Source organism: Streptomyces sp. NPDC020747 (assembly GCF_044334695.1).
GTDB lineage: Bacteria > Actinomycetota > Actinomycetes > Streptomycetales > Streptomycetaceae > Streptomyces.
Genome location: NZ_JBIRTJ010000011.1, coordinates 31,046 through 55,957 on the forward strand (window position 1 = coordinate 31,046; position 24,912 = coordinate 55,957).

The following is a 24,912-nucleotide window of genomic DNA, read 5'->3' on the forward strand; positions in this document are numbered from 1 at the left end:
ACGGGGCGACCGGGGAGCCACCCGTCAGTCGCCCAAAGTCGCTTGAACCAAACGAATCCCCAAGGAGCCCCCAATGCCCTCCGCCTCCCCCGGCACCCCGGCCGCGTTCGCGACCGCGCTGCGCGGCCGTGAACCGCTGGTCGGCTACTGGTCCGTCCTCGACTCGCCGGTCTCGACCGAGCGCATCGCCCGTCTCGGCTACGACTACGTGGCGCTGGACGCCCAGCACGGGCTGTTGGAGTACGCGGGCGTTCTCGCCTCGCTGACCGCGATCGACACCAAGGGGTCGACCGCCGTCGGTCTGGTCCGGGTCGAGGCCAACGACCCGATGCCGATCGGCAAGGCGCTGGACGCGGGCGCGGCCGGTGTCATCGTCCCGCTCGTCGACAACGCGCGGGACGCCGCCGACGCGGTGGCCGCCGTACGCTATCCGCCGCTCGGCAACCGGTCGTACGGACCCATGCGTTCGGGCCTGCGCATCGGCCCCAACCCCGCCGACGCCCACGCGCAGACCGTGGTCCTCGCGATGATCGAGACCGCCGAGGGCCTCGCCAATGTCGACGAGATCTGCGCCACCGACGGACTCGACGGGGTCTACATCGGCCCCTCCGACCTGCGCATCGCGCTCGGCGGGGCCACCTCGACCGACCCGGCGGTCGCCGACGAGTTCGAGGCGGCGCTGGTCAGGGTGCGGGAGGCCGCCGAGGCCACCGGGATCGCCGTCGGCATCCACAACCCGGACGGCGCGAGCGCGGCCAAGCGGCTCGCCGAGGGTTTCACGTACGTCACCGTCGCCTGTGATCTCGTCCATCTGGAGCAGGTCGCGGGTCAGCACCTCAGCGCCGCGCGCACCTCGGGGCTGGTCCGATGACGTCACAGCCGACGCTCGCCGACGGCGTCGTACACCCGCATACCGCCGAACCCGGCCGCGCCGAGGCGCAGTTGTCGGCGCCGGCCGTGCAGAACCACGCCGCGAATCTCACCGTGCTGCCCGGCGGCGGGCTGGGCTGTGTCTGGTTCGCGGGCACCCAGGAGGGTGTCGCGGACATCTCGGTGTGGTTCTCGCGGCTCGCCCCCGATGGTGACACCTGGTCGGCACCGGTACAGCTGTCCCACGACGACGCCCGGTCCGAGCAGAACCCGGTGCTGTCCATCGACCCGTCCGGCGACTGGTGGCTGCTCCACACGGCACAGCGGGCCGGACACCAGGACACCGCCGAGGTACGGCTGCGCGTCAGCCACGACGAGGGCCTGACATGGGGCCCGCCCCGGACGCTCTTCGACGGCGGGGTCTTCGTCCGGCAGCCGGTGACCGTACTGCCCTCGGGCCGCCGGCTGCTCCCCGTCTTCCGCTGCACGGCCGCGCCGGGCGAGACATGGTCGGGCGACCGGGACACCAGCTCGGTCATGGTCAGCGACGACGCCGGGGCGAACTGGCGCGAGGTTCCGGTGCCGGGCTCGACCGGACTCGTACACATGAACATCCGCCCGCTGCCGGACGGTTCGCTCCTCGCCCTGTTCCGCAGCCGCCGGGCGGATGCCGTGCACCGGAGCGTGTCGTACGACGACGGGGAGAGCTGGACCGAGCCTCACCCGCTGGAGGTGCCGAACAACAACTCCTCCATCCAGTATGTGCCGTTGGCCGACGGCCGGCTCGCCCTCGTGCACAACCACAGCAGCGCCGCGGACGCCGTCGCACGCCGCGTCTCCCTGTACGACGAGATAGACGAGGAGGGACTGAGGGAAGCCGGGGACGAGGCAACCGGCGACGAAGCGGCCGGGGATCAGGAACCCGCCGCAGCCGCCGCGACGGGCGCCGCGTTCTGGGGCGCCCCCCGTGCCCCGCTCACCCTCTCCGTCTCCTCGGACGGCGGGCTGACCTGGCCCGTGCGCCGCGACCTGGAGACCGGTGACGGCCACTGCCTGACCAACAACTCCCGTGACGGTCTCAACCGCGAACTCTCCTACCCGTCCGTCGTCCAGACCCCGGACGGCACGCTGCACATCGCGTTCACCCGACACCGGCGCACGATCAAGTACCTGCGCCTGAGCCCCACTTGGCTGGACCGGGAGCTCCCCGTATGACTTGGACGTCTTCGGCGTCAGCCTCACGGGCTCACGGGCTCCTGAGCCGGCCGAATCCGTACAGGCAGACCGGGGCAGGCCGGTCGGGGCAGGTGGGAGGGCGGGAGCTCCCGATGGCCGCCTCCGAGCAGGGGAAGGAGAATGGGTTGGTCGGCGCGCGGCGGCCGCGTCCTGCGGCAGGTCGCGGGAGAGAGGTGAGCGGCGATGACCGACCTCCTGGGCTCGTTGCCCGACCACCACAGACGGCTGCTCCGTGACGCGCCTCCCGGTGTGGAACTGGCTTCCCGGCCGATGCTCGCCACGCTGAGCGACCAGCGCGACTTCCCCGGCGAGTGGCTCTTCGAGCGGAAGCTGGACGGGGTCCGGGTCCTGGCGGTCCGGGAGAACGGGCGGACGCTGCTCCTCTCCCGCAGCGGCAATCGCCTGAACGACACCTACCCGGAGATCGTCGAGGCGCTCGCCGCGCAGTCGTGCACGGACTTCACCGTCGACGGCGAGATCGTCGCGTTCTCGCGCGGCCGTACCGACTTCGCCCGTCTCCAGCAGCGTATGGGGCTCACCCGGCGCCGGGACATCGAGGCGAGCGGCGTCGCCGTGACGTACTACGTGTTCGATGTGCTCCGTCTGGAGGGCGCGGACCTGACACGGCTGCCGTTGCGTACGCGCAAGTCCCTGCTCCGACGGGCCCTGACGTACCGTGCGCCGCTGCGCATGACGCCTCATCGCAACGAGGGTGGGGCCGAGTTGCTGGCCGACGCGTGTGCCCGGGGCTGGGAGGGGCTGCTCGCGAAACGGGCGAAGAGCCTTTACCAGCCCCGCCGTTCGCCGGACTGGCTCAAGCTGAAGTGTTCCCGGGCGCAGGAGTTCGTGGTCGGCGGCTTCACCGAAGGGGGCGGCGGCCGGGCCGGGTTCGGCGCACTGCTGCTCGGCCACTACGACGCGGACGGGCTGCGGTACGCGGGCAAGGTGGGCACGGGCTTCGACCGCCGTATGCTCCTCGGGCTGCGCCAGGTCCTCGACGAACTCCGCGTCCCCGCATCGCCGTTCGGCGACCGGGTGCGTGAGGCGGGCGCCCACTGGGTGGAGCCGAGGCTGGTCGCGCAGATCGCGTTCACGGAGTGGACCCGGGACGGCATGCTGCGGCATCCACGGTTCCTGGGGCTGCGCGACGACAAGAGGGCACTGGACATCGTGCGCGAACGGCCCTCCGCCTGAGCGGCCGGACGGAACGCGGGACGCCCCCGCCGGGCGCGCAGAGCCGGAGCCCTGTGCGGCCGTCCGGGGGCGTACCAACGCGTGGGAGCCGGACTAGCGCTCGGACTTCTTGACGCGCTCGGAGGCCTTCGCGGCGAGTTCCTGGGCCTTGCCGGTCATCTGCTCACCCCGGCCCTCGTTCTCCATGGACATGTCGCCCATGGTCTTGCCGGCGGCCTCCTTCATCTTGCCCTTCATCTGCTTCGCCTTGCCCTTTGACTTAGCCATGGTTTTCCGTCCTTCGATGAGGGTTGGACTGGCGTAACCACCCTGCGCCCAGTACTCGCGCTTCGCAATCCGTGAGCGGTTCGTCACCATGTGTATTCGAGTGGATGTGGGGTAGGCGTCGCGCTGGCATGCGCCCGATCGAGTGGTGACGATGGACTGGAGCCGCACAGCCACACAGCCGAGCGGCGACCCAGAGCCCGTGTACGTATTCCGACCTCGGAGGGGAACGAATGACCTCGGACGCCGGTTCGACGGCGGAGGAGCCGGATAGCGGCTTTCCGGACCAGGCCGCGCCCGCTGAAGACGCACCCCGGATCGCCGAACTGCAGGAGGAGATCGGCCAGTTGAAGGAGGCCGTGACCTCTCATGCCGTCGTGGACCAGGCCATCGGCATGATGGTGGCACTCGGGCGAGTGACACCCGACGACGGCTGGACGGTGCTTCGGGAGGTGTCCCAGCACACCAACATCAAACTGCGGAACGTCGCGGAGATGATCCTCGCCTGGGGACAGAGGGGCGATCTCCCGCCGGATGTCCGAGCCACGCTGGAGGAGACTCTCGACCGCCATGGGCCCACATCGCTTCCGGAGGATTCTCCGCCGCGATGAGTGTGTTTTGTTCAGCGCGCACTGGTTAGTTCGAACAGTGGCAGTTCGCTGGCAAACCGCTCCCGGGAGGGTTCGGCAGTGAGCTCGCCACTCAGCCGCCCGGCCCGGGAAGTCCCGGGACGGGCGGTTGAGTCATCCACTCCGTCCTCCTCCGCCGCCACGACGCCTTCGGCTGCCGGCTCGGCTCCCGAGAGGGCTTCCTCCCGCACCCGGGCGCAGCAACCGTTGAGCAGCCGGGACACGTGCATCTGCGAGATGCCGAGTTGCTCCGCGATGCGACTCTGGGTCATGCCGCGAAAGAAGCGCAGATAAAGGATGGTTCGCTCGCGTTCGGGGAGTGCCGCCAGACACGGCTTCACGGCCTCGCGGTCGATGACCAGATCGAACCCGGAGTCGGGCTCCCCCAGGGCGTCCCCGAGCGCGTAGCCGTCGTCACTGCCGGGCAGTTCGGCGTCCAGGGAGAGCGCGGTGAAGCTGTCGAGGGCCTCGAATCCGGCGCGTACGTCGTCCTCGCTCATGTGCGTGTACGCGGCGATCTCGGCGATGGTGGGGTTGCGGCCCGGTGCCGTCTGTGACAGCTCCTTCATCGCGGCGCGGACCCGGTTGCGCAGGTCCTGGACCCGTCGTGGCACATGGAGGACCCACATGTGGTCGCGGAAGTGGCGCTTGATCTCGCCGGTGATGGTGGGGATCGCATAGCTCTCGAAGGCGTTGCCGCGCTCGGGGTCGAAGCGGTCGACGGCCTTGACCAGGCCGAGAGCCGCCACCTGACCGAGATCCTCGACGGCCTCGCCACGCCCTCGGTATCGCAGGGCGATGCGGTTCGCCATGGGCAGCCAGGCCTGGACCAGCTCGTCACGCAGGGCTTGCCGCTCGGGCCCGTCGGGCAGCGCGGCGAGTCGTTGGAAGTCCGCGGCCGAGTCGGGGGCGTCGTCGTGCGGGTGCTGCTTCGTTCTGACGGTGATTCGCATGGTGCGTCGCATCTCCCTCAGAGGGTGCCGACGGGACAGTCACCCTGGGAGTTGGCGCGCACACGGACCGTTCTGGACACACCCGCGATCTGGCGGAGCCAGCTCCCACGGACGTGCCTCCTGTCCGAAGCACTAGTGGACCACCTTCCCACACTCGGACATTTCAAAACGAATATGTCAAATACCGACACATTTTCGCGACGCGTGTGCCCGGACGGGATGTGATCGGGCTCGGTCTCCCGCAGGACTTTCAGAGGGCCGGATATCGCCGACGCCTCCGTCCTCCGCCGACGCCTCCGTCCTCCTTCGATCGCCGTCGCGGGCAGAATGGGCGCGTGCCCCCATTCGACCAGACCCGTTTCCGGCTGCCCCGTGGCGCCCGCGCCGACGCCATGCTGGCCGGCGGGGTGTTCGTGGTGGTGGCGCTCGGTGCCGAGGGGCAGCGGCTGAGTCATGGCGAGGACTCGGTGCCCTCGCAGATCGCGTCTTGGCTGTTGATCGCGGCGGTGTGCGGGACGCTGCTGTTCCGGCGCCGGTATCCGGTGACGGCGGGCTGGTTCACGGTGCTGGGCACGGGCGCCTACTACCTGCTGAGCGACGTCGACGGCCCGCTGATCGTTGTTCCCATCGTGGCGTTGTACGCCCTCGCGGCCCAGGGCAGGATGCAGGCGGCCATCGCCATGGCCGCGGCCATGGTGATCGGTATGGCCGCGGGCACTCTCGCGGCCAGCAGCGACGTCACCGGCACGGCGGTGTTCATGCTCACCGGCTGGCTGGTCGCCGTCGTGGCCCTCGGCAGCGCGCGGCACAACAGGTTGGCCTACGCCGAGGAGGAGGCGCGGCTGCGGGCCACCGAGGAGCGGCTGCGCATCGCCCGCGAGCTGCACGATGTGATCGGACACAACATTTCGATGATCAACGTGCAGGCCGGCGCGGCGCTGTACCGGCTGAAGAAGGACCCGGCCCAGGCCGAGGAGGCACTCGGCGCGATCAAGGCGAGCAGCAGGGAGACCCTGCGGGAGCTCAGGGCCACCCTCGGCGTGCTCCGCCGCGTCGACGAGCATGCCCCCACGGCACCCGCGCCGGGGCTGGCCCGGGCGGCCGAGCTGGTGGCCTCGGCGCGGCTGGCGGGGCTCAGGGCGCGTATCCAGCGGACCGGGGCCGAACGCTCACTGTCCGCCCCGGTCGACCTGGCCGCGTACCGGATCGTGCAGGAGTCGCTCACCAACGCCGCCAAGCACAGCGGCGCCGGACAGGTCACCGTCCGACTCGCCTACGGGGACAGAGAGTTGGCCCTGGACATCGAGGACGACGGCCGGGGCTCGGCGGCCCGCCCGGCCGGGTCCGGTGGCGGCAGCGGGATCACCGGCATGACGGAGCGGGCGCGGTCCCTGGGCGGCGAGCTGACGGCGGGCCCGCGCCCCGAGGGCGGATTCGCGGTGCGGGCCCGGCTACCGTACGGGGCCACAGGAAAGCCGATGGAGCGGAGTGACCGATGATCAGGGTCCTGCTGGCGGATGACCAGCGGCTCGTCCGCGCCGGGTTCCGGTCGATCCTGGAGGACCAGGACGACATCGAGGTGGTGGGAGAGGTCGGGGACGGGCAGGCCGCGGTCTCCGCCTGCCGCGCGCTCCGGCCGGACGTGGTCCTGATGGACATCCGGATGCCGGGGACGGACGGTCTGGAAGCCTCCCGGCAGATCGCCCGGGACGAGCGGTTGGCGGCGGTCAAGGTGGTCATCCTGACGACCTTCGATCTGGACGACTACGTGTACGGGGCCCTGCGCGCCGGGGCGACGGGCTTTCTGGTGAAGGACACGGAGCCGGAGGAACTGCTGCAGGCGGTACGGGTCGCCGCCCGGGGCGACGCCCTGATCAGCCCGTCCGTCACCCGGCGGCTCATCGCCGAGTTCGCGAGCCGGGTGAAGAGCCCTCGGGCGGATCCCCGGCTCGACGCTCTCACCGCCCGCGAGCGCGAGGTCATGCAGCTGGTGGCCACAGGGCTCACGAACGACGAGATCGCGGCGCGGCTGGTGCTGTCACCGTCGACCGCGAAGACACATGTCAGCCGGATCATGTCGAAGCTGGGTGCGCGCGACAGGTCGCAGGTCGTGGTGCTGGCATACGAGTCCGGGATGGTCAGCCCCGGCTGGATGGCGGAATAGGGCGACGGGCCGGACGGTCCACCCGGCACTGCCGGGGTACGACGCGGCGGCGGCCTGCACCCGCTGGGGTACTGCCGGTGTCAGCCGCAGGCTGACGATTCGGCACCCCTCGCGCATGCACGATCAGAGGCATGAACGCACCTCCCTTCCCCGGACGGGCCACGACCGTGTTCGTCGGCGCGCTCGTCGGGGCCGCCGCAGGAATGCTGCTGGTCACGGCCGCCGGGGCGCTGGCCCCGGAGATCGGCGGCTTGCTGATCGCCCTGGGGATCGGCGTACCGACGTTGTGCGGCGCCGTGGTGGGCGCGTTTCTCTCGCCAGGCCACTCACGCTCGAATCCGAGGTAGTCACCCATGTCTCCAACCCGCGGCGCAGCCGCGCCCATCGCCCCGCCCGCACCGGGCCGACCGGACAAGCCGCGCGACGGCCTCTTCGGATCCCTGGCCGGCTGGACGCAGCGTCACCGCTGGGCCGCCCTGCTGATCTGGGTCGCCGTCCTGGCCGCCGTCACCTTGGGCTCGACGGCCGCCGGCGCCGCGTACAAGAACAACTTCGCGCTGCCGGGCACCGACTCGCAGACCGCCACCGACCTGTTCACGAAGCACGGTTCGGACCAGGCCGGGGACAGTGTCGAGATCGTCCTCAAGGACACCCGGGGGATCGACGAGCCCAAGGCCGCCGTGGAGAAGATGCTGGCCGAGGTGAAGGGGCTGCCGGGCGTCGCCGAGGTGCGCGGTCCCTATGCCGACGCCTCCGCCGTGTCCAAGGACGGCACGATCGGCTACGCCACCGTCACGCTCGACGGCAAGGCCGAGGCCGTGCCGAAGGCGGACGTCGCCAAGATCATCGAAACCGCCCAGGACGCCGAGTCGGGCAGTCTCCAGGTCGAGCTCGGTGGCGAGGCCGTGCGCGGCGCCGAGCAGAAGGAAGCCCCGATCGCGGAAATGGCCGGAATCGTGGCCGCCGTGATCATCCTCGGGCTGCTCTTCGGCTCCCTGGTGGCGGCGGCCGTGCCCCTGATCACCGCTCTCTTCGCGGTCGGCTCGGCCCTCGGCCTGATCATTTTCGCCTCGCACATCTTCACCATCGCCGACTTCACGCCGCCCATCACGATGCTCGTCGGGCTCGGCGTCGGCATCGACTACGCCCTGCTGATCTTCTACCGCTACCGGCAGGAACTCATCGACGGCGCCGAGCCGGCCGAAGCCGGCCGTAAGGCCCTGGACGCCGCAGGACGTACGGTCTTCTTCGCCGGCTGCACGGTGATCATCGCCCTGGTGGGGCTGGTCGCGCTCGGTCTCGGCTCGCTGCAGGGGGTGGCCCTTTCCCTGGCGCTGACCGTCATGACCACCATGGCCGCCTCGCTGATCCTGTTGCCCGCGCTGCTGGCGATCTTCGGCAAGCGCATCCAGCGCCATGTGCTCAAGCACGCGGCCAGGACCGAGGCCAAGGGCAAGGCCGAAGGCGTCCGTTGGAGGGCCCTGGCCTCGGCGGTACAGCGGCGGCCGTTGCCGGCTCTGGTGGCCGCCACCATCGCCCTGCTGGCGCTGTCCGCACCGGCTCTGGGCATGCGGCTCGGCTTCGCCGACGCGGGCAACGACCCGAAATCCACGACGTCCCGGCAGGCGTACGACCTGCTCTCCGAGGGCTTCCGCCCCGGTTTCAACGGTCCGCTGATCGTCCTCGCGCAAGGAGACGCGGCAGCCGGCCAGGCCGTGTCGGCCGCACTGGCCAAGACCAAGGGTGTGGCGGCGGCCAGCCCCGCGATGCCCTCCGAGGACGGCGCCCTGTCCACCGTGTTCGTGTACCCGACGACGTCACCGCAGGACAAGGCCACTGCCGACCTGGTGCACCACCTGCGCGAGGACGTGGCCCCGAAACTCGAGCAGAACACCGGTGCCGATGTCCTCGTGGGCGGCGCGCTCGCGGGCTCCCAGGACTTCTCGGAGACCGTCGCCAAGCGGATGCCGATCTTCATCGCCGTCGTGGTCGGGCTGTCGTCCCTGCTCCTGATGATGGTCTTCCGGTCGATCCTGATCCCCCTCAAGGCAGCGCTGCTGAACCTGATCTCGATCGCCGCCGCGCTCGGCGCCATGACCATGGTGTTCCAGCACGGTTTGTTCGGGGTGCAGCCGGGGCCGATCGAAGCCTTCCTCCCCGTACTGATCTTCGCGATCGTGTTCGGGCTCTCCATGGACTACGAGGTGTTCCTCGTCGGACGAATGCACGAGGAGTGGGAACGCACGAAGGACCATTCCCTCGCAGTACGGGAAGGCCTGGCCTCCACCGGCAAGGTGATCACGGCGGCAGGCGCCATCATGATCGTGGTGTTCGGCGCCTTCATGCTGAGCGCCGATCGGCTGCTCCAGCAGTTCGGCCTGGGTCTCGCGGTGGCGATCCTGATGGACGCGCTGGTCATCCGCTGCCTGATGGTCCCGGCCCTCATGCAGATGATGGGCAAGTGGGCCTGGTGGCTGCCCGCCCCGCTCGCCCGACGACTGCCCAGGATCGCGCTCGAACGCCCCGTGGAAAGCTGACAGCCGACCCGGAGGAGCCTGGTCCCTGACAGCCGGGTGACGATGATCGTCCGCTACCCGCGGTCGGTTCCGTCAGACGGCGAGGACTCAACGCATGCGCTCGGCTGAGGTGTCCAGCCGAGCGCTTCGCGTGTACGGCTGTTGAGGCCGCCGACGAACCGGGCGCCGCCGAGAGATGCCGACGAAGTCTCAACTCGCGGGTGCAGCAACACCGTTGGTTCTCTACCCGTGCCACACTCGACGTGCCCCACGGCAGCTGTCACCGACATGCTCGCCGACCGCGCCTACATCGGAGCGGGCCCTCGGTGACGACCGCGACCAGACGTCCGACGGAGCGCGGGGCTCTGTTTCGGTCGGCGGCGCCGGGTACTCGTCGGGGATGGACAACGACACGACACAGCTGGCCCTCTCCGGCGCGGTAGTGGGCGGAGTGGTGCCGTTCCTGGTGGGCGTCGTCATCGTCGGCGCCCTGATCTGGGCCGTGTGGTGGGGCCGTCGGATCCGTTCCCAGGAGCCCGGCCCGCCCCGCCCCGAGGAACAGCCCCGGCTGCCCGACTCGGGCCCTGTGGGCGAGATTCGTGAACGGCGCGAGCCCGCCGAGATGCCCCGCAGCAGCCATCGGCTGACCCCGCACCGGCTGCGCGGCCACGGAAACAGCGCGACCCGCCGCGCGCCGAACCAGAAGCCCCCGACCTGGAACGAGAAGGGCGGCGGAGGCTTCGACAGCGGAGGCCCTGGCCGAATCTGACGCGGACGAGGCGAGACGCACACTCGCACCGCCACCACCACCGCCACGCTCATCCTCATCCGCCCCCGCACCGGGACGCCAAAAAGGGAGCCCTCTCACCAGCGGGCATCTGCTTCACTCGGCGCATGTTGAAGATCGGATCCGTGGTGTTGGGTGTAGGGGATGTGCGGCGTGCGACCGCATTCTGGACTGAGGCTCTCGGGTACGTCCCGCGCGACGAGCCGGAGGACGACTGGGTGGTGTTGGTGCCCGTGGAAGGGGCCACGGGCCCCCAACTGGCGCTCGGCCAGAGCGAGACACCGGTGCAGGAACATCCACGCGTCCATCTGGACCTCTACGCCGGGGACGCGGCGGATCAGGCCGCCGAGGTCGACCGGTTGGTGTCCCTCGGCGCCCAGCGGGTCGACTGGGACCTGTATCCCGAGGACCCGGACTTCGTAGTGCTGGCCGACCCCGACGGAAACCGCTTCTGCGTCATCGACACCAGCCGGGGCTGACATCCGCGACCGCTCCCGCCACAGAGCGAGAGCCGTCCGAGGCGCGAGCGCGAGCGGCTCGGACGGCCCCGAGGCGGGGTATGGGCGGTGGTACAGCGGGACGCGGAGCCGCCGTCGTCCTGGCCCCACCCGCACCCGCACCCGCCGATACGACAGTGCTGCGGCCTGCGCTGCTCAACGAGCGTCAGCAGATGTCAGGGTCGTCAACCTGCTCCGTCCTGGGGATGCCCCGGACGATTCGGTCGACGATCTCCGCGGCCCGCTCCGGATGTTCCTCGAACCAGTTGCCGAGGTGCTCCCGGACTGCCTCCCCGACACAGTCCCGCACGTCGGGGTTGCCCAGCAGCCCGCGCGTGGCGCTGGGGTATTCGGGACGGTCGAGCTTGACCGACACGACTGCCGTGAGGCCCACACCGATCCGGTCGGCGCAGGGATCGGGATCCACCGCCGCCAGCACCCCACGCTCCCGCGCGTACGCGGTGACCGCGGCGGCCACTCCGTCGCGGAAGCCGTCCATGTGTGTGCCACCCTCGGGAGTGGCCAAGCTGTTGGCGAAGCCGCGTATCCGCTCCTCGCGCGAGCCGCTCCACAGGAGGGCCACCTGCAGCGTCCCCGCTATCCGCGGGTCCTCCTGCTCGAAACCGATGACGTCCGGGTGGAGAGCCGCCCCCGCCTCCGCGTCGAGGGCGGCCACGAAGTCCCGCACCCCGTCCGGGAACCGGAACGACACCACCCGGGCCCCACCCGCCGGGCGTTCGTCGGTCAGCGAGACTCCCAGGCCCCGGTTGAGGAAGGCCAACTGCCGGAAACGCTCCGCCAGCACGGCGAACGAGCACCGCGTCGTCTCGAAGATCTCGGCGTCGGGCCAGAAGGCGATGGTCGTCCCGCTTCCGGTCGCGGGCTCCACAGCGGCGGGTGGGACGACGGCGACACCCCGAGCGTACTCATGGACCCGACGGACTCCCTCGGACCACACCTCGGCCGTCAGCCGGCTCGACAGGGCGTTGGCGACGAAGAGCCCCGCTCTGAATTGGCCCACGTCCGTGATGTGCCTGCCACTGGGTTCGCGCCCGGCCCAATACCTGGTTAGCAGCGCTTCGAGGTCCGGGCCGCCGGTGTCCCCGGCGGCCTCGCAGGAACCCCCCGGCCCGTCGTCAGCGACCCGCACGCCACCGTCGGACGTGAGCGTGACGTCGACGGAGCCGCCGCCGACCGGAACCTGGTTCACCGCCCGGCCGACGACCTCGAACACCAGCTGATACAGACCGCGTTCGCCAGTCGACCCGACGTACATCCCCGGCCGCTTCCGAACGGCTTCCCGCCCCTCCAGCACCTCGATCCGGGCAGCGTCGTACCCCATGTTCTCTCCACTCACAAAGACCCCTCCCATGGCGTCCGGTAGACAGCCTCAGCCTAGGACAAATCCACGAAAACACCAGGTCAGAGCATTTTCACCAAGGCCGCGGACGGGCAGGTGAGGGCACGTCCGGAAGCGGTCGACTCAGGGGTCGCGCACCACGTCCGGAGCGCGCCCGAGGGCCCACTGAAGCCGCGTACGACCCCGTTCCCGGCGCCTCTGAGGCCTTTAATTCCAATACTCGGAAAGCAGCTTGGAGCCCTGCAAGCCGGGGGGAACGCGCCGCGTCCGAGGCTGCGTCAGCCGACCATGTCGAACTGGGCCCGGGCCCGGTCGAAGTGGCGGCCGGCCAGGTCGTCCCGGCGAATCACCCAGTGGACGACGCCCAGTTCGCCCTCGGTCACACCATCGCCCCCGACCTCCGCGAGCAGCACCCAGTCACCCGGGCCGTGGTCGTGATCCGTGAGGGGGTCCGCGTTCCAGACCCAGGGGCAGCCGCCTATCTGCACCGGCCCGTCCGTCGTCATCTCACCGCAGGTCTTCCACCACACGGAGCCCAGTTCGCTGCCGTGCGGGAACTCCTCGGTGTCCGAACCACGGTTGGGCAGCGAGGGCGTGATCGTCAGCTGCAGATCTCGGGCCGGGCTGATCTCCGGCAGCCACTCGTTGCTCGAAGCGCGTTCGGAGACGGGCGTGCCGACCGGGACGTAGACGAGCCGGTGCCAGTCGTCGTCGCTCCACGGGTCCTCCGTGTCCGCGAAGAAGAGCAACGTGCCGTCCTCGGGCAGCGGGAGGTCCGTCGCACCCGGCGGGACGGCCGCGAGGTCGACCGAGGCGAGGAACGGCAGGTCCGGAACGGGCTCGTCGTCGGGCATCGGCGGCAACCCGCCGAGCCGTCCGGCCGGCGGGCCGTCGGGCGGCGTCTCACCGGCGAGGTTCAGCATCGCGCAGCGACGGTCGGTGTCGAGCCACCGCTCGACCTCGTCCTCGGGTAGACCTCGGCTGCGGGCTTCGTCGCGGAACGGATCCATCGATGTCATTCGCAGAGTATGCCGGTGCCGCTCACGTCCCCTTCCATGGTGAAGTGACCCGGCCTCGGGCCCCGACGGCCGACGCCGCCCGGACCGAACCGGCCCACCCCGGAGGGGTGTTGGGTTCGGTCGTTGTGCGGCGCCACGAAGCCCGGTCACTTCACGAAGCGGTACTTCAGGTGGGTGGCCAGGGGCGTGGCGATCACGCTGACCGGCTCGATGCGCCGCCCGGCTCCCAGTCCCTCGAAGAGCCGCAGCCCGTCGCCGAGGAGCGCGGGCACCACGTGCAGCTGCAGCTCGTCGATGAGCCCCTCCCTGAGGTACTGCTGCACCGTGCTCGCCCCGCCCGAGATGTCGACGTTCCTGTCGCCCGCGGCGGCCTTCGCCCGGTCGAGCGCGCTGTGGACACCGTCGGTGACGAAGGTGAACGTGGTGCCGCCCTCTTTGACGAGAGTCGGCCGGGGTCGGTGGGTGAGTACGAAGACCGGGGCCCGGAACGGTGGGTTGTCGCCCCAGAACTCCTCGCCGGTGTCGTACATCATCCGGCCCATGACCACCGCTCCGGTGGCGTCGAACCACTCGCGCATCAGCTCGGAGTCGCGGTTCTCCTCGCCGCCGGTCATGCCCTGGCGCTGTCGCCAGCTCGCCAGGTTGTGGATCCACTCGAAGAGCGGCTCGGCGCCGTCGCCTCCCGGGTTGTCGATGGCGACGTTGGCGCCGGCGATGCAGCCGTCGAGGGAGATGGCCATATCCGCGGTCACGGTCACGATGGGTGCTCCTGAGTCCTGGAGGTGCTGCTTCCACCCTTGCGTCGATCGGGGACCGGCGCATTCGACAGGCTTCCGAGCTTTGTCCCGGCCACCGTCCTGAATGGCACACACATTCGAATATGTGGGTACGCTGGAAGCATGTCCACGCACCTCCAGGGTTCACTCTTCGACCAGACCGACGAGGTCCGCCTCGGCCCGCTCGACGGGCTGCGCCGGACCGTGCTCGGCGACGGGGCGTGGATCGATCTGCTGCCGGGCTGGCTGCGCGGGGCGGACGCGCTGTTCGCACGGCTGGCCGACGAGGTTCCCTGGCGGGCCGAGCGGCGGCAGATGTACGAGCACATGGTGGACGTACCGCGGCTGCTCGCGTTCTACCGTGCCGGCGACGCGCTGCCGGAGCCCGTCCTGGACGAGGCCCGTGACGCCCTGTCCGCGCACTACGCGGACGAGCTGGGGGAACCGTTCACCACCGCAGGGCTCTGCTTCTACCGGGACGGCCGGGACAGCGTGGCCTGGCACGGGGACCGGATCGGCCGGGGCGCCCGCGAGGACACGTTGGTCGCCATCCTCTCCGTGGGTGCTCCGCGCGACCTGCTGCTACGGCCCAGGCGGGGCGGCACCCCGGTGCGACGCCCGCTCGGGCACGGCGACCTGATCGTGATGGGCGGCTCCTGCCAGCGCACCTGGGAACACGCGATCCCCAAGAGCACGCGGGCGGCGGGCCCCCGGATCAGCGTCCAGTTCCGCCCGCACGGCGTGCAGTGACCCTCCGTAGGGGCGCCGCCTGCCACGGCGCCCCTACGCACTACGGATGAGGGACCGGCTCCTGACGGCGACGCCGCCAGGAGCGGGCACGCCGCGGTTCCTGGTCCGGCAGCCAGCCGAAGGCCAGGCAACTGCCGACGACGCCGAGGACGAGCCCGATGAAGAAGCCGCCCAGGTTCGAGGTGACCCACGTCCCCAGGGAGAGCAGAGCACCCAGGATCGAGTAGAAGAGGCGTTGCGTGGGGTTGAAGAGGACCAGCAGGCCGAGAATCAGCATCAGGGTCGGCAGGAGGTAGCCGGCCAGGCCCTGCATGCCGATGTGCATGACGACCTTCAGCGACGCCTTCTCCGTGAGGAGGATCTCCGCCCCGCCCAGGGCGAGCAGCAGCCCGCCCCAGAACGGGCGGGCCGCACGCCAGCGCCGGAAGGCGACCATCAGCAGCCCTTGTCGCTGAAGCTCAGCTTCAGACCGGGAAGCTTGAACACCGCCGCCGTGGTGGCATAGTTGGTCTGCCGCAGGTTGCCGATGTGGACGGTGTCGGCCTGCTGGCTGAAGACGCCCTTCGGGCCCCGGGTATGGGACTTGTCGAGCGTGCTGGCGTCGTTGCCGATCTCGATGTTCTCGAAGGCCGCGTCACCCGACAGTTCGGTGGAGTCCGTGGTGAGGTTGACCGCGGACACCGGTGTCTTCCCCTCCCCGGCCCTGATGAGCAGGTTCGTGCCGCCGAGGTCGACGCTCTGGCAGAGCTTGGTGAGGGTCGCCTTCTTGATCGCGGAGACCACCACCAGGACCTGGCCACCGGTGTCGCCCTCGTTGGGGCTGCCCGGGGCCATCTGGTCGAGTCCGCCGAACTGCGCGAAGCCCTCGCCGTCGAGGTTGGTCGCGGTGACGGTGAACGGCATGCCGGAGATCGCGAACTGCACGCCCAGGGCCCCCTGGGCGGTCAGGATCATCAGGCCGGCCGCGACCGCGGTGGCAGGCACCGCCATCACCGCGGCGCGGCGCAGACGGACCCGCCCGCGTCTCTCGGAGCCTTCGGGGCTCTCCGGGTTGAAACCGCTTTCCGACACTTCGGAGGGCTCGGGGGTGGAACCGGCTGACGAGGTGGCGTCCGAGGACGAGGCCATTTTCTGCTCCCAGGGGCATGTATTCAGTGCGGGTAGGGCTTCAGCGGCACGTTGTCCTGGCGCGGACAGCGCCTACGGCGTACGCCTCCTCGCACATCCCGGCGGGCGCAAGGGCTTTCTCGTTACGCAGCAGTAACCGCGACGGAAGTTACCCCCGGTAAGCGACGAGGGTCAAGCACCTTGTGGAAAAAGGAAGTCGGAGATGTGGTGGAGGCGTGGAGAGCCGCCCTTCGCCGCCCGACTCGACGTCAACTGCCCTACTGCGCGCAGACGTTGAATCTTAGTCAACTTCCTTACTGGACCTTGACGTTGAACATCACTCAGGTCTACAACTCTCCCTGGTTAGCACGGATCCGTGGCGCCGGATCCGTCCTGCGGCGCACGTCGACTCCCGGGCTCCATCCCGTCACACGGTCGACAGGCCGGTCACATGGTCGGCAGACCCGACACACGGCCGGCCGACCGCACGTGCGGTCCGCATCCACTCCTCCACGGCACCGGCGCGGTCGCATCCCCCCTCCTGGGCCGCGTCCGGTCGCCCTACCGCCGGTCCCGCGCCGGAGGCCGTCCTTCGACGCCTCCGGCCAATCTCCCGGCAGCCACCGCCGGCCCGTCGCGTACGGAGAAGGCGCGACGGGCCGGCGGCGGCCCAACTCCCCACCCCACTCTCGGAATGAGGCACCCGCATGCGTACTCGGACTTCCCTCGCACTGGCCGCGGCCGTCACGGCGCTCGCCCTCTCGGCGGCCGGCCCGGCCTCCGCGGCCGACGGCTCGGTCCTGACCACCGGCGGCGCCGGCGGCACGGCCGTCGCGGCCGGAGCCGTACTCAACTCCTCGCTGGCCGCCGGCACCAGCGCCACGCTCTACTCCAGCAGCACCGGCACGAGCGGTCTCTCCTGCACGTCGTCGAAGTTCGTCGCCTCGGTCGTCGACAACCCGACGGCGCCCGGCACGGCGACCGAGTCGGTCACCGAGCACACCTTCGACAGCGCCAGTTGCACCAGCAACGTGATCGGCGTGCTCGGCGTCACCAGCATCAAGGTCGACAACCTGCCCTACGCCTCGGCCGTGGGCTCCGACGGCTCGGTCACCATCACCCCGCCCGCCGGCTCGACCATCCAGACAACCGTCGTACTGCGCACGCTCCTCGGCAGCATCACCTGTGTCTACCGGGCGCCCAGCCTGTCCGGCACGGCCGACAACGCCGACAACAGCATCGCGTTCAGCAAGCAGCAGTTCACGAAGTTCTCCGGCTCGTCGCTGTGCTTCAGCAACGGCTACTTCACCGCAAAGTACGCCCCGGTCACCGACACGACGCAGGCCGACAACCCGGTGGTCTTCGTCAACTGACGCCGGCCGGCAGCCTCCGTACGAACGCCTGTGGGGCGGGGAACGATCTCCCCGCCCCACAGGCATGCACGGTTCACTTCAGGTCGCTCTTCTTCATGTAGCCCGAGTCGATGAGCACCTGCTCGTAGTTGCCCTTGTCGACGCTCACGGGCTCCAGGAGGTACGCGGGCACGACCTTCTTGCCGTTGTCGTACGTCCTGGTGTCGTTGACCGCCGGCTTCTTGTCGTGGACGACGGAGTTGACCATGTAGGAGGTGACCAGTGCCAGCTCGCGGGTGTCCTTGTAGACGGTCTGGGTCTGCTCGCCCTCCACGATCGACTTGATGGAGGGTGCCTCGGCGTCCTGTCCGGTGACGATGGGCAGCGGCTTGCCCGCGCCTCCGTACCCGTGCTCCTTCAGCGCGTTGAGGATGCCGAGGGACATTCCGTCGTACGGCGAGAGGACCGCGTCGATGGTCTCGCCGTTGTACTTCGAGTCGAGCACCTTGTTCATGCGCTTCTCGGCCGTGGGGCCGTCCCAGCGCAGGGTGGTTATCTGGTCGAGCTTGGTCTCGCCGGATCTGACGATCAGGTCGCCGTTCTGGATGTATGGCTCCAGAACTTCCATCGAGGCCTCGTAGAAGTAACGCGTGTTGTTGTCGTCGGCCGAGCCGGCGAACAACTCGATGGTGAACGGGCCCTTGCCGCTGCCGTTGACGAGCCCCAGCTTCTCCACGATGAAGTCGGCCTGCTGCGAGCCGACCTTCACGTTGTCGAAGGACGCGTAGTAGTCGACGGCGTCACTGCCGAGGATCAGCCGGTCGTAGGAGATCACGGGGATGCCGGCGTCCTTCGCCCTGCTCAGGACCTTGGTGAAGGCGCGTCCGTTGACCGAGGCGATGACCAGGGCGTCCACACCGTCGTCGATCATCGCCGCCACCTGCGCGACCTGGTTCTTCGGGTCGTTGTCGGCGTACTTCAGGGTGGTGCTGTAGCCGAACCCCTTGAGCTCGGTGACCATGTTCCGGCCGTCGTCGATCCACCGCTGCGACGTCTTGGTGGGCATGGCGATGCCGACGGACGCCGACTCACCACCGCTGCCGGCGTCGGAGCCCTCACCGCATGAGGCGAGAGAGAGGGTCAGGGCCGTGGATATGGCCGCAGCTACGGTGGTGCGGGCGCGCATGCTCATTGTTCCTCACTGGGTGACAGGCAGTAGGTGGGACTCGGCGGCCGCGTGTACGCCGGGCGGCCGTCGACCGTCGCCCACGCCGGCCGGAACGGCAGATCGTGAGGGAGACGTCCGCAGCGCACGGTTCCAGGGCGGAGGCCGCTGTGCGTTCTTCGGTGCCGAGGTCGCGCCGAGGCTGCCTTGACAGGGGTTCGGGGCGCCACACCGGAAAGGCTCGTACTGCGCGTACGTACCGGTGGCGGACGCCAGGGGTGGCCGGTGCCCGGGCGCGTGAAGCCTTCCGGAATCGGCTGGTCCCACCGGGTCACGGTGAGGGGTGGAGCGTCAGACCGGTCGGTATGTCTCTCGCGTTTGGGCTCCGTTGAACCCGCACACGAACAGGCCGGAGATGACCGGCCCCCACGGGCGCGGACTCGAACGTGGGTGCGCTGGGAGCGTATCCCGGCGCACGCCCCCTGTGGCACTCTTTCTTCACATTAGTTGCGACGGCGCACGATCGGCCTGGCCTGGGCGATCGCCACTTCTGGCCTTATGCGGACGATCCGGTTCCTAGTGCCCGTCCCGCGCGACTAGTTGCTCGATCGCGCGGACAACAAGATCGATGTGCGCACGGACCTCCAGCATCTCACCGTCCCACGACTCGCCTCCGGCTTCCACGCGATCCGCCGGATCCGCGAGGCTGTCCCGGCCCCCGAGGTAGAGGGACCGCGCACGGGCCAGTACGGGCCGGTGCCGGTCCGGGAGGCGGTCGAGCACCCAGGAGGCCGCCGCGTCCTTCGACGTGACGGTGCCGGTCGCGAGGGTCGCCCAGACGCGGGCGAGCGTCAGCAGGACGTTGCGGGTGTCCGACGCGAGGTCGGCCAGCAGTTCCGGCACCCCGGCGACGATCGCGCGCCGGAGGTCCTCGTGCGGCACGGGGTCGAGGAGCCTCGCCGGCGGCGGTCCGAAGAGCGGGGTGTCCCCGAGGAGCACCATCGTGATCAGCGGCGCCAGATCGGGCATGACCGCCGGGGCGGGCACCTCTCCCCGCTCGAACTCCTCGCGCAGCCACTCGCCGTAGAGGAACTCGCAGCGCGGCGGGTACCGCCAGGGCCGGACGTCACCCTGGGCGACGACGATCAGCTCGACCGGCCGTCCTCGGCTCCCCCTCCGGGGCGCCGCGGCCGGAGATCCCGAGCAGCCCATGGAGCAGGTTCCGTCGCTCGTGGTCCGTCATGCGTCGCCGGGCGACGACGAACACGTCGAGGTCGCTGTCGGGCCGCAGGCCGCCGAGGACGGCCGAGCCGTGCAGACAGGCGCCGACGACCTCCGCACCGAGCACGTCGAGCACCACGTGGAGGATCCGGTCGAGCTGGGGCCGGCGGTCGGTCACGGCACGGATCGTAGGCGGACCGACGGTGGGCATTCACGTCAGTTTCCGGGCGTGATCGACACCACGGGATGTGCGGGAACCTGGAAGATCGCCATCACGGGCCGCGCCGAGGCGCGAAGTTCCCGGCGAGGGCCTTCACGAGCCCTCTCCACAGCAAGATCACCCTTGTTCAACCTTGTACGACATGTGGCCAATTGTCCGGATCGCGACCAGCCAGGTCTCCGTGGTTTCCCCGATCCCTCAAGGGCCCGATAGGCATACGAATCGTCAACTCATCGAATTCCAGGGGCATATGCGAAATCGCATGCCGCCGGACCGAGCACAAGGACGTACCCGCATGCCCGATCCCACTCGCCGCCGCGCTCTGCGGGGTGCGGCCGGACTGGCCGTCACCGTCGGCACGTTCACCGCGGTCTCCCCTTCTCCGGCCTCCGCCGCGGACCACCACGGCGGGCCCGCCCCCGCGCCCTTCGACTTCGACGAGGTCTACCGGGGCCGTCGAATACAGGGCCGGCCGTCCGGCGGAGGCCATCATCACGGCGCCGGTTACGCGGTGTTCGTGGACGGCGTCGAGCTGCACGTGATGCGCAACGCCGACGGGACCTGGATCAGCGTCGTGAGCCACTACGACCCGGTGCCGAGCCCGCGCGCGGCGGCCCGCGCCGCCGTGCAGGAGCTCCAGGGCGCTCCTCTCGTCCCGTTCAACTGACCTACGCAGCCACGGAGTTCACCCGCGATGACCGTACGCAAGAACCAGGCGAACCTGACGGCCGACGAGAAGCGCAGGCTGGTCGCCGCGCTGATCGAGCTGAAGCGCACCGGCCGGTACGACGGCTTCGTCACGACCCACAACGCGTTCATCCTCGGCGACACGGACAACGGCGAACGGGTCGGCCACCGTTCGCCGTCCTTCCTGCCCTGGCACCGCAGATTCCTCCTGGAGTTCGAGCGGGCGCTGCAGTCGGTGGACGCCTCGGTGGCGCTGCCGTACTGGGACTGGAGCGCCGACCGCACGGCCCGGGCCGCCCTGTGGGGGCCGGACTTCCTCGGCGGCACGGGCCGCTCGGCCGACGGGCGCGTGACGGACGGTCCGTTCGCCGCGTCCACCGGCGACTGGCCCATATCCGTACGCGTCGACACGCGCACGTATCTGCGCCGCTCGCTCGGCGGCAGCGGCCGGCAACTGCCCACCCCCGCCGAGGTCGAGTCCGTACTCGCCATGTCCACCTACGACATGGCGCCGTGGAACAGCGCGTCCGACGGCTTCCGCAACCACCTGGAGGGGTGGCGGGGCGTCAACCTCCACAACCGCGTCCATGTGTGGGTGGGCGGGCAGATGGCCACCGGCGTCTCCCCGAACGACCCGGTCTTCTGGCTGCACCACGCGTACGTGGACAAGCTGTGGGCCGAGTGGCGGCGCAGACACCCGGACTCCGGCTATCTGCCCCTCGCGGGCACACCGGACGTCGTCGACCGCGGCGAGACCATGAAGCCGTGGAACGACTCCACGCCCGCCGATCTGCTGGAGCACACGAGGCACTACACCTTCGACACGGCCTGACCGCCGCAGCGTGACGCCAGCGCGGGCCCGCCCCAGGCCTCACGGCATGGGCGGGCCCACCGCGTCGCTCAGAGGCCCGGGTCGCAGCACCCGTCCCGGCGCATCAGGCGGCCGACGTCCAGCCAGTCGTCCTCGCCCGCCGCGTGGCGTGCCGCGCGTTCGGGGACCGGCTCGTACGCGGCGACGAGGTCGTCGGTCGTGTACGGCACCCCGCCCCGGAGTACGGAGACGGTTCGTACGAGCGTGTCGAAGTCCTCGAACGGGTCGCCGTCCACGACGGTCAGGTCGGCGAGTTTGCCCGGCTCGACCGTGCCGAGGTCGTCGTCCACCCCGAAGAGCCGGGCGGGCAGCACGGTCACGGTACGCAGGGCCGCCGCCGGGGACAGGCCGCCCCGGTGCAGCGCGCGCAGGCCGATGTGGAGGGAGAGGCCGACGGCGACGAGCGGCTGGTCGGTGCCGAGGGCGACGATGCCTCCGGCGGCCAGGATCCGCCGGTAGATGTCGGTCTCCGTACGCAGCGTGGCGAGTTGGGCCGGGGTCGGCGGCACGCCCGCTCCCTGCCGGACCAGAGCGGCGTCCCAGGGCGGCATCACGGCGGTGACCCGGGGGTCGTCGGCGAGCCCGGGGTCCGCGCCGAGCAGCGGTGCGGAGGTGAACGGCGTGGCGATCAGGCCGAAGTCGACGCCGCGTGCCGTGTAGATCTCCAGGAGGTCCTGGTAGGCACGCCCGGACGCGGTGATCGCGTGCCCGGACTCGTAGCGCTGGGTGGCCTGCAGATGGGTCGTCAGATCCTGGCCCAACTGCACGCCGGGCGAGAGCAGATGACTGCCCGAGCGCACGCCGAGCCGCTCGTGTCCGAACCGGGCCGCCTCCTCCATCACCCAACTCGGCGCCCGTACATAGGTCTTGACGAAGTCCCAGTCCAGCGCGGCGCCCCGTTCCAGTGAGCGCCGCAGCCCGTCCCTCGTGCGATGGGCACGCCCCATGCTGTAGGCGACCCGGGAGCCGTCGAGCAGTTCGCCGGTGGTCAGGAGGCGGGGTCCGGCGAGCTGACCCGACGTCACCGCCTCGCGGATACGGGCCTGTTCGTAGGCGAATCCGCCGAGGGACACGGCGGTCGTGATGCCGTAGGTGAGCTGGCCGACCGTCTGCCGACCGCCGTAGGTGACCTGCCAGGGGTGGGTGTGCGTGTCCCACAGCCCGGGCACGACGGTCCGCTCGGAGGCGTCGATCAGTCGGAGTGCCGCGCGTCGGCGGTGCGGTTCGACGGCGGTGACGCGTCCGCCGCGTACGACGATGTCGATGTCGTCCCGTACGGACTCGCCGGTGCCGTCCCACAGTTGACCGGCGTGCACCACCGTGTCGGCGGGTGCGGGTCTGCGCTGGTCGAGCGGCACGCGGACGGTACGGGCCGGGCCGCCGTCCACTCCGATGAGCCGCAGCCGGGTACCGGACAGGTACAGCAGGGTCTTCGAGTCACCGGACCAGGACGGGTGGTCGGCCGGTTCGGTCGTGAGGGTGCGCAGGGCGCCGCGCGGGGTGCCGTCGGGTCCGACGGGCAGCAGGCACAGCGCGGACTCGACGATCACCGCCATCCAGCGCCCGTCGGGCGACCAGACGGGCCCCGAGTCGTACCGGTCGGAGATCGAGACATGCGGTGCGACCACGTGCAGACGGTCCGTGCCGGTAGTGGTGTCGACGACGCGTACGAGGTTGTAGCCCTCCCGGAAGCGGAGGTTGAGGCGGTTGCGGTCGCAGAGGGCGAGGTGGCGGCCGTCGGGCGACCAGTTGGGCCGGCCGGGCAGACCTCCCGCGCCGAGCGGCGTCGCCAGCACCTGTTCCGTGCCGGCCGCGAGGTCCCGGACGACGAGCCGCCCGCTCATGTCGAGGCAGGCGAGCCGTTTCCCGTCGGGCGAGAGCGCCGGATGCACCCGGCCGCCGGTGGCGAGCGCGGTCTCCTCGCCGGTGGCCAGATCTCGCCGGTACACGCCGAGCAGCCCGTCGCGGTCGTCCGCGTACAGCAGCGAACGTCCGTCGCGCGCCCACGACGGACTCAGCAGATAGGTGGTGGGCTCCGCACGACGCAGCCGCTTCGGCGGTCGGCCGTCCGAACTGTCCGCCAGCCAGAGCGAGTTGAGCGCGGCGAAGGCGATCTGTCGCCCGTCGGGCGAGAGCGCGGGCAGGTGAATCCCCCGCACCGGTCGCGTCCGTCCCACCTGCCCCAGGTCGTACTCCTTGACCTTGTAGCGCGGCCGGTCCACGGGCAGTACGCCCTCGAAGGGAATCGCGTCCGCCTCCGCCGGCTTATCCGGTCGCACGACGGTGAAGCGGCCGTCCACGGTGAGCAGCAACTCGCCCTCCGGTGTCCAGCGGGGCGGCACCGCAGCGACGTCCCCGGCGACCGCGACCGGTTCGCCGTCGACGACGAGCGTGCACGAGCCGTTGGGTGCCGCGGTGGTCCGCAGGTACGCCAGGCGGCGTCCGTCGGCCGCGAGGGCGGGGGTCATGATCTGGGCGGCGGCGGTCTCGGTGTGCTCCACGACGACCGGGCCCACGCCCGAGGTGGGGACGGCGGCGACGGTCCGGGCGTCGAGTCCGAGGCCGTTGGCGGTGGTGACGCCCTTCGCCCGGACGAAGAGGATCCGCTTCCCGTCCGGCGACCAGGTGGGGTCGAAGTCCTCCCACGCCCCGTCCTGCGACGGCCCCTCCTGGCCCGGCAGACCGGTCACGCGGGCGATGTCACCGGTGCGCAGGTCCAGTACGTGGATGCGGTACGGGCTGCCGGTCACCTGGTCGCCGCCGCGCTCGGAGGCGAAGGCGATCCGGGTGCCGTCGGGCGACCAGGCCGGGCCCCGGTCGTCCCAGGGCCCGTCGGTGCGTTGCTGCACGTCCGAGCCGTCGGGCCGCATCGTCCAGATGTGGAAGCCGCCGCCCCGGTAGGCGCAGAACGCGACGAGCTTGCCGTCGGGGGCGTGCACGGGCCGGTTCGGTTCGAGGTCCGCGGAGGTGAGCGGGACGGCCTTGCCACCGGTGCGCGGGAGGGACCACAGCATGTTCTGGACCTCGGCGATCAGCCGGTCCCCGCCGGGCGCCAGGGTCGCCGAGCCGTTGGTGGCCGCCGTGAAGGACAGCGAGACCTCGCCGGACGGCTGCGCGGCGGCCGGCGCGACACCTATGGCGGTCACGGCACCGGCGGCGCCCGCGGCCGCGAGGAGTTGACGGCGGGAGAGGGAGAGAGCGAAGGCAGGGGTGAAGGCGGCATTGCTCCGGTCACGGTCCATGACTCAGCACGCTCGCGCATCTCCTGGCACGT

The 24,912-nt window shown here is 70.5% G+C and carries 22 protein-coding genes and 2 pseudogenes; 14 read left to right on the plus strand and 10 right to left on the minus strand.

Annotated elements, in window-relative coordinates; all coding sequences use genetic code 11:
• The first annotated feature begins 73 nt into the window (after positions 1-73).
• The 3 genes from ACH4YP_RS27210 to ligD all read left to right on the plus strand — a co-directional run bounded on the left by ACH4YP_RS27210 (position 74) and on the right by ligD (position 3,300).
• Entirely contained in the window at positions 74-871 is a 798-nt protein-coding gene (locus ACH4YP_RS27210; protein ID WP_361061441.1) for an aldolase/citrate lyase family protein, read from the plus strand.
• Positions 868-2,085 (plus strand): exo-alpha-sialidase, encoded by a 1,218-nt coding sequence (locus tag ACH4YP_RS27215; RefSeq protein WP_398493026.1) that lies wholly within the window; start codon positions 868-870, stop codon positions 2,083-2,085. The genes ACH4YP_RS27210 and ACH4YP_RS27215 overlap by 4 nt, the downstream gene beginning before the upstream one ends.
• A gap of 204 nt (positions 2,086-2,289) precedes the next feature.
• Positions 2,290-3,300, plus strand: coding sequence for a non-homologous end-joining DNA ligase (gene ligD / locus ACH4YP_RS27220; RefSeq protein WP_398493028.1), 1,011 nt, complete (start codon positions 2,290-2,292; stop codon positions 3,298-3,300).
• Between the two features lie 93 nt (positions 3,301-3,393).
• On the opposite strand, the gene ACH4YP_RS27225 is transcribed toward ligD, so the two are convergent.
• Entirely contained in the window at positions 3,394-3,567 is a 174-nt protein-coding gene (locus ACH4YP_RS27225) for a CsbD family protein (RefSeq protein ID WP_361061447.1), read from the minus strand.
• A 230-nt stretch (positions 3,568-3,797) separates the two neighbouring features.
• Here ACH4YP_RS27225 and ACH4YP_RS27230 point away from each other — a divergent pair, with 230 nt between their 5' ends.
• A complete protein-coding gene (locus ACH4YP_RS27230; protein WP_361061449.1) occupies positions 3,798-4,175 on the plus strand; it encodes an ANTAR domain-containing protein in 378 nt (125 codons plus the stop codon).
• A 182-nt stretch (positions 4,176-4,357) separates the two neighbouring features.
• Here the strand turns inward: ACH4YP_RS27230 and ACH4YP_RS27235 are convergent.
• Positions 4,358-5,146, minus strand: a pseudogene (locus ACH4YP_RS27235) (RNA polymerase sigma factor SigF); the annotation flags it as partial.
• 335 nt (positions 5,147-5,481) lie between these two features.
• Here ACH4YP_RS27235 and ACH4YP_RS27240 point away from each other — a divergent pair.
• From ACH4YP_RS27240 to ACH4YP_RS27265, 6 genes are all read left to right on the plus strand, one after another.
• Positions 5,482-6,645: a sensor histidine kinase gene (locus ACH4YP_RS27240; RefSeq protein WP_398493030.1), complete on the plus strand. Its 1,164-nt coding sequence runs from the start codon at positions 5,482-5,484 to the stop codon at positions 6,643-6,645.
• Positions 6,642-7,310, plus strand: a complete 669-nt coding sequence (locus ACH4YP_RS27245; RefSeq protein WP_361061453.1) for a response regulator transcription factor — start codon at positions 6,642-6,644, stop codon at positions 7,308-7,310. The genes ACH4YP_RS27240 and ACH4YP_RS27245 overlap by 4 nt, the downstream gene beginning before the upstream one ends.
• Before the next feature lie 131 nt (positions 7,311-7,441).
• Positions 7,442-7,657, plus strand: a complete 216-nt coding sequence (locus ACH4YP_RS27250) for a hypothetical protein (RefSeq protein WP_398493032.1) — start codon at positions 7,442-7,444, stop codon at positions 7,655-7,657.
• Between the two features lie 6 nt (positions 7,658-7,663).
• Positions 7,664-9,847 (plus strand): MMPL family transporter, encoded by a 2,184-nt coding sequence (locus ACH4YP_RS27255; protein ID WP_398493034.1) that lies wholly within the window; start codon positions 7,664-7,666, stop codon positions 9,845-9,847.
• A gap of 379 nt (positions 9,848-10,226) precedes the next feature.
• Positions 10,227-10,595 carry a DUF6479 family protein gene (locus ACH4YP_RS27260; protein ID WP_361061459.1) on the plus strand — a complete coding sequence of 123 codons (369 nt, stop codon included), beginning with the start codon at positions 10,227-10,229 and terminating at the stop codon, positions 10,593-10,595.
• 125 nt (positions 10,596-10,720) lie between these two features.
• Positions 10,721-11,092, plus strand: coding sequence for a VOC family protein (locus ACH4YP_RS27265; protein ID WP_361061461.1), 372 nt, complete (start codon positions 10,721-10,723; stop codon positions 11,090-11,092).
• Positions 11,093-11,276: 184 nt separating this feature from the next.
• Here the strand turns inward: ACH4YP_RS27265 and ACH4YP_RS27270 are convergent, their stop codons facing one another.
• The 3 genes from ACH4YP_RS27270 to ACH4YP_RS27280 form a co-directional block, all read right to left on the minus strand.
• Positions 11,277-12,452, minus strand: a complete 1,176-nt coding sequence (locus ACH4YP_RS27270; protein ID WP_398493037.1) for a DNA gyrase subunit B — start codon at positions 12,450-12,452, stop codon at positions 11,277-11,279.
• 296 nt (positions 12,453-12,748) lie between these two features.
• A complete protein-coding gene (locus tag ACH4YP_RS27275) occupies positions 12,749-13,489 on the minus strand; it encodes a DUF1963 domain-containing protein (protein WP_398493039.1) in 741 nt (246 codons plus the stop codon).
• Between the two features lie 146 nt (positions 13,490-13,635).
• A complete protein-coding gene (locus ACH4YP_RS27280; protein ID WP_361061466.1) occupies positions 13,636-14,247 on the minus strand; it encodes a dihydrofolate reductase family protein in 612 nt (203 codons plus the stop codon).
• Positions 14,248-14,388: 141 nt separating this feature from the next.
• Here ACH4YP_RS27280 and ACH4YP_RS27285 point away from each other — a divergent pair, with 141 nt between their 5' ends.
• The gene (locus ACH4YP_RS27285; protein ID WP_398493041.1) at positions 14,389-15,015 is read left to right on the plus strand and encodes an alpha-ketoglutarate-dependent dioxygenase AlkB; all 627 of its coding nucleotides are present in this window, start codon (positions 14,389-14,391) and stop codon (positions 15,013-15,015) included.
• Positions 15,016-15,055: 40 nt separating this feature from the next.
• On the opposite strand, the gene ACH4YP_RS27290 is transcribed toward ACH4YP_RS27285, so the two are convergent.
• On the minus strand, positions 15,056-15,451 hold the full coding sequence (locus ACH4YP_RS27290) for a DUF6114 domain-containing protein (RefSeq protein WP_361061470.1): 396 nt from the start codon (positions 15,449-15,451) through the stop codon (positions 15,056-15,058).
• Positions 15,451-16,143 (minus strand): DUF6230 family protein, encoded by a 693-nt coding sequence (locus tag ACH4YP_RS27295; RefSeq protein ID WP_361061472.1) that lies wholly within the window; start codon positions 16,141-16,143, stop codon positions 15,451-15,453. The genes ACH4YP_RS27290 and ACH4YP_RS27295 overlap by 1 nt, the downstream gene beginning before the upstream one ends.
• A 686-nt stretch (positions 16,144-16,829) precedes the next feature.
• Between ACH4YP_RS27295 and ACH4YP_RS27300 the strand changes: the two genes are divergently transcribed.
• On the plus strand, positions 16,830-17,495 hold the full coding sequence (locus ACH4YP_RS27300; protein ID WP_398493044.1) for a Tat pathway signal sequence domain protein: 666 nt from the start codon (positions 16,830-16,832) through the stop codon (positions 17,493-17,495).
• Between the two features lie 73 nt (positions 17,496-17,568).
• Here ACH4YP_RS27300 and chvE read toward each other — a convergent pair whose 3' ends face one another.
• Complete coding sequence (gene chvE / locus ACH4YP_RS27305) at positions 17,569-18,666, minus strand: multiple monosaccharide ABC transporter substrate-binding protein (protein ID WP_398493046.1); 1,098 nt, start codon at positions 18,664-18,666, stop codon at positions 17,569-17,571.
• 549 nt (positions 18,667-19,215) lie between these two features.
• Positions 19,216-20,071 (minus strand): annotated as a pseudogene (locus ACH4YP_RS27310) (aminoglycoside adenylyltransferase family protein).
• Between the two features lie 304 nt (positions 20,072-20,375).
• Here ACH4YP_RS27310 and ACH4YP_RS27315 point away from each other — a divergent pair.
• Both ACH4YP_RS27315 and ACH4YP_RS27320 read left to right on the plus strand, forming a co-directional pair.
• Complete coding sequence (locus tag ACH4YP_RS27315; RefSeq protein WP_398493048.1) at positions 20,376-20,747, plus strand: tyrosinase cofactor; 372 nt, start codon at positions 20,376-20,378, stop codon at positions 20,745-20,747.
• 27 nt (positions 20,748-20,774) lie between these two features.
• Positions 20,775-21,599: a tyrosinase family protein gene (locus tag ACH4YP_RS27320; RefSeq protein ID WP_398493050.1), complete on the plus strand. Its 825-nt coding sequence runs from the start codon at positions 20,775-20,777 to the stop codon at positions 21,597-21,599.
• Positions 21,600-21,667: 68 nt separating this feature from the next.
• Here ACH4YP_RS27320 and ACH4YP_RS27325 read toward each other — a convergent pair whose 3' ends face one another.
• The gene (locus ACH4YP_RS27325; RefSeq protein WP_398493052.1) at positions 21,668-24,880 is read right to left on the minus strand and encodes an amidohydrolase family protein; all 3,213 of its coding nucleotides are present in this window, start codon (positions 24,878-24,880) and stop codon (positions 21,668-21,670) included.
• Between the last annotated feature and the right edge of the window lie 32 nt (positions 24,881-24,912).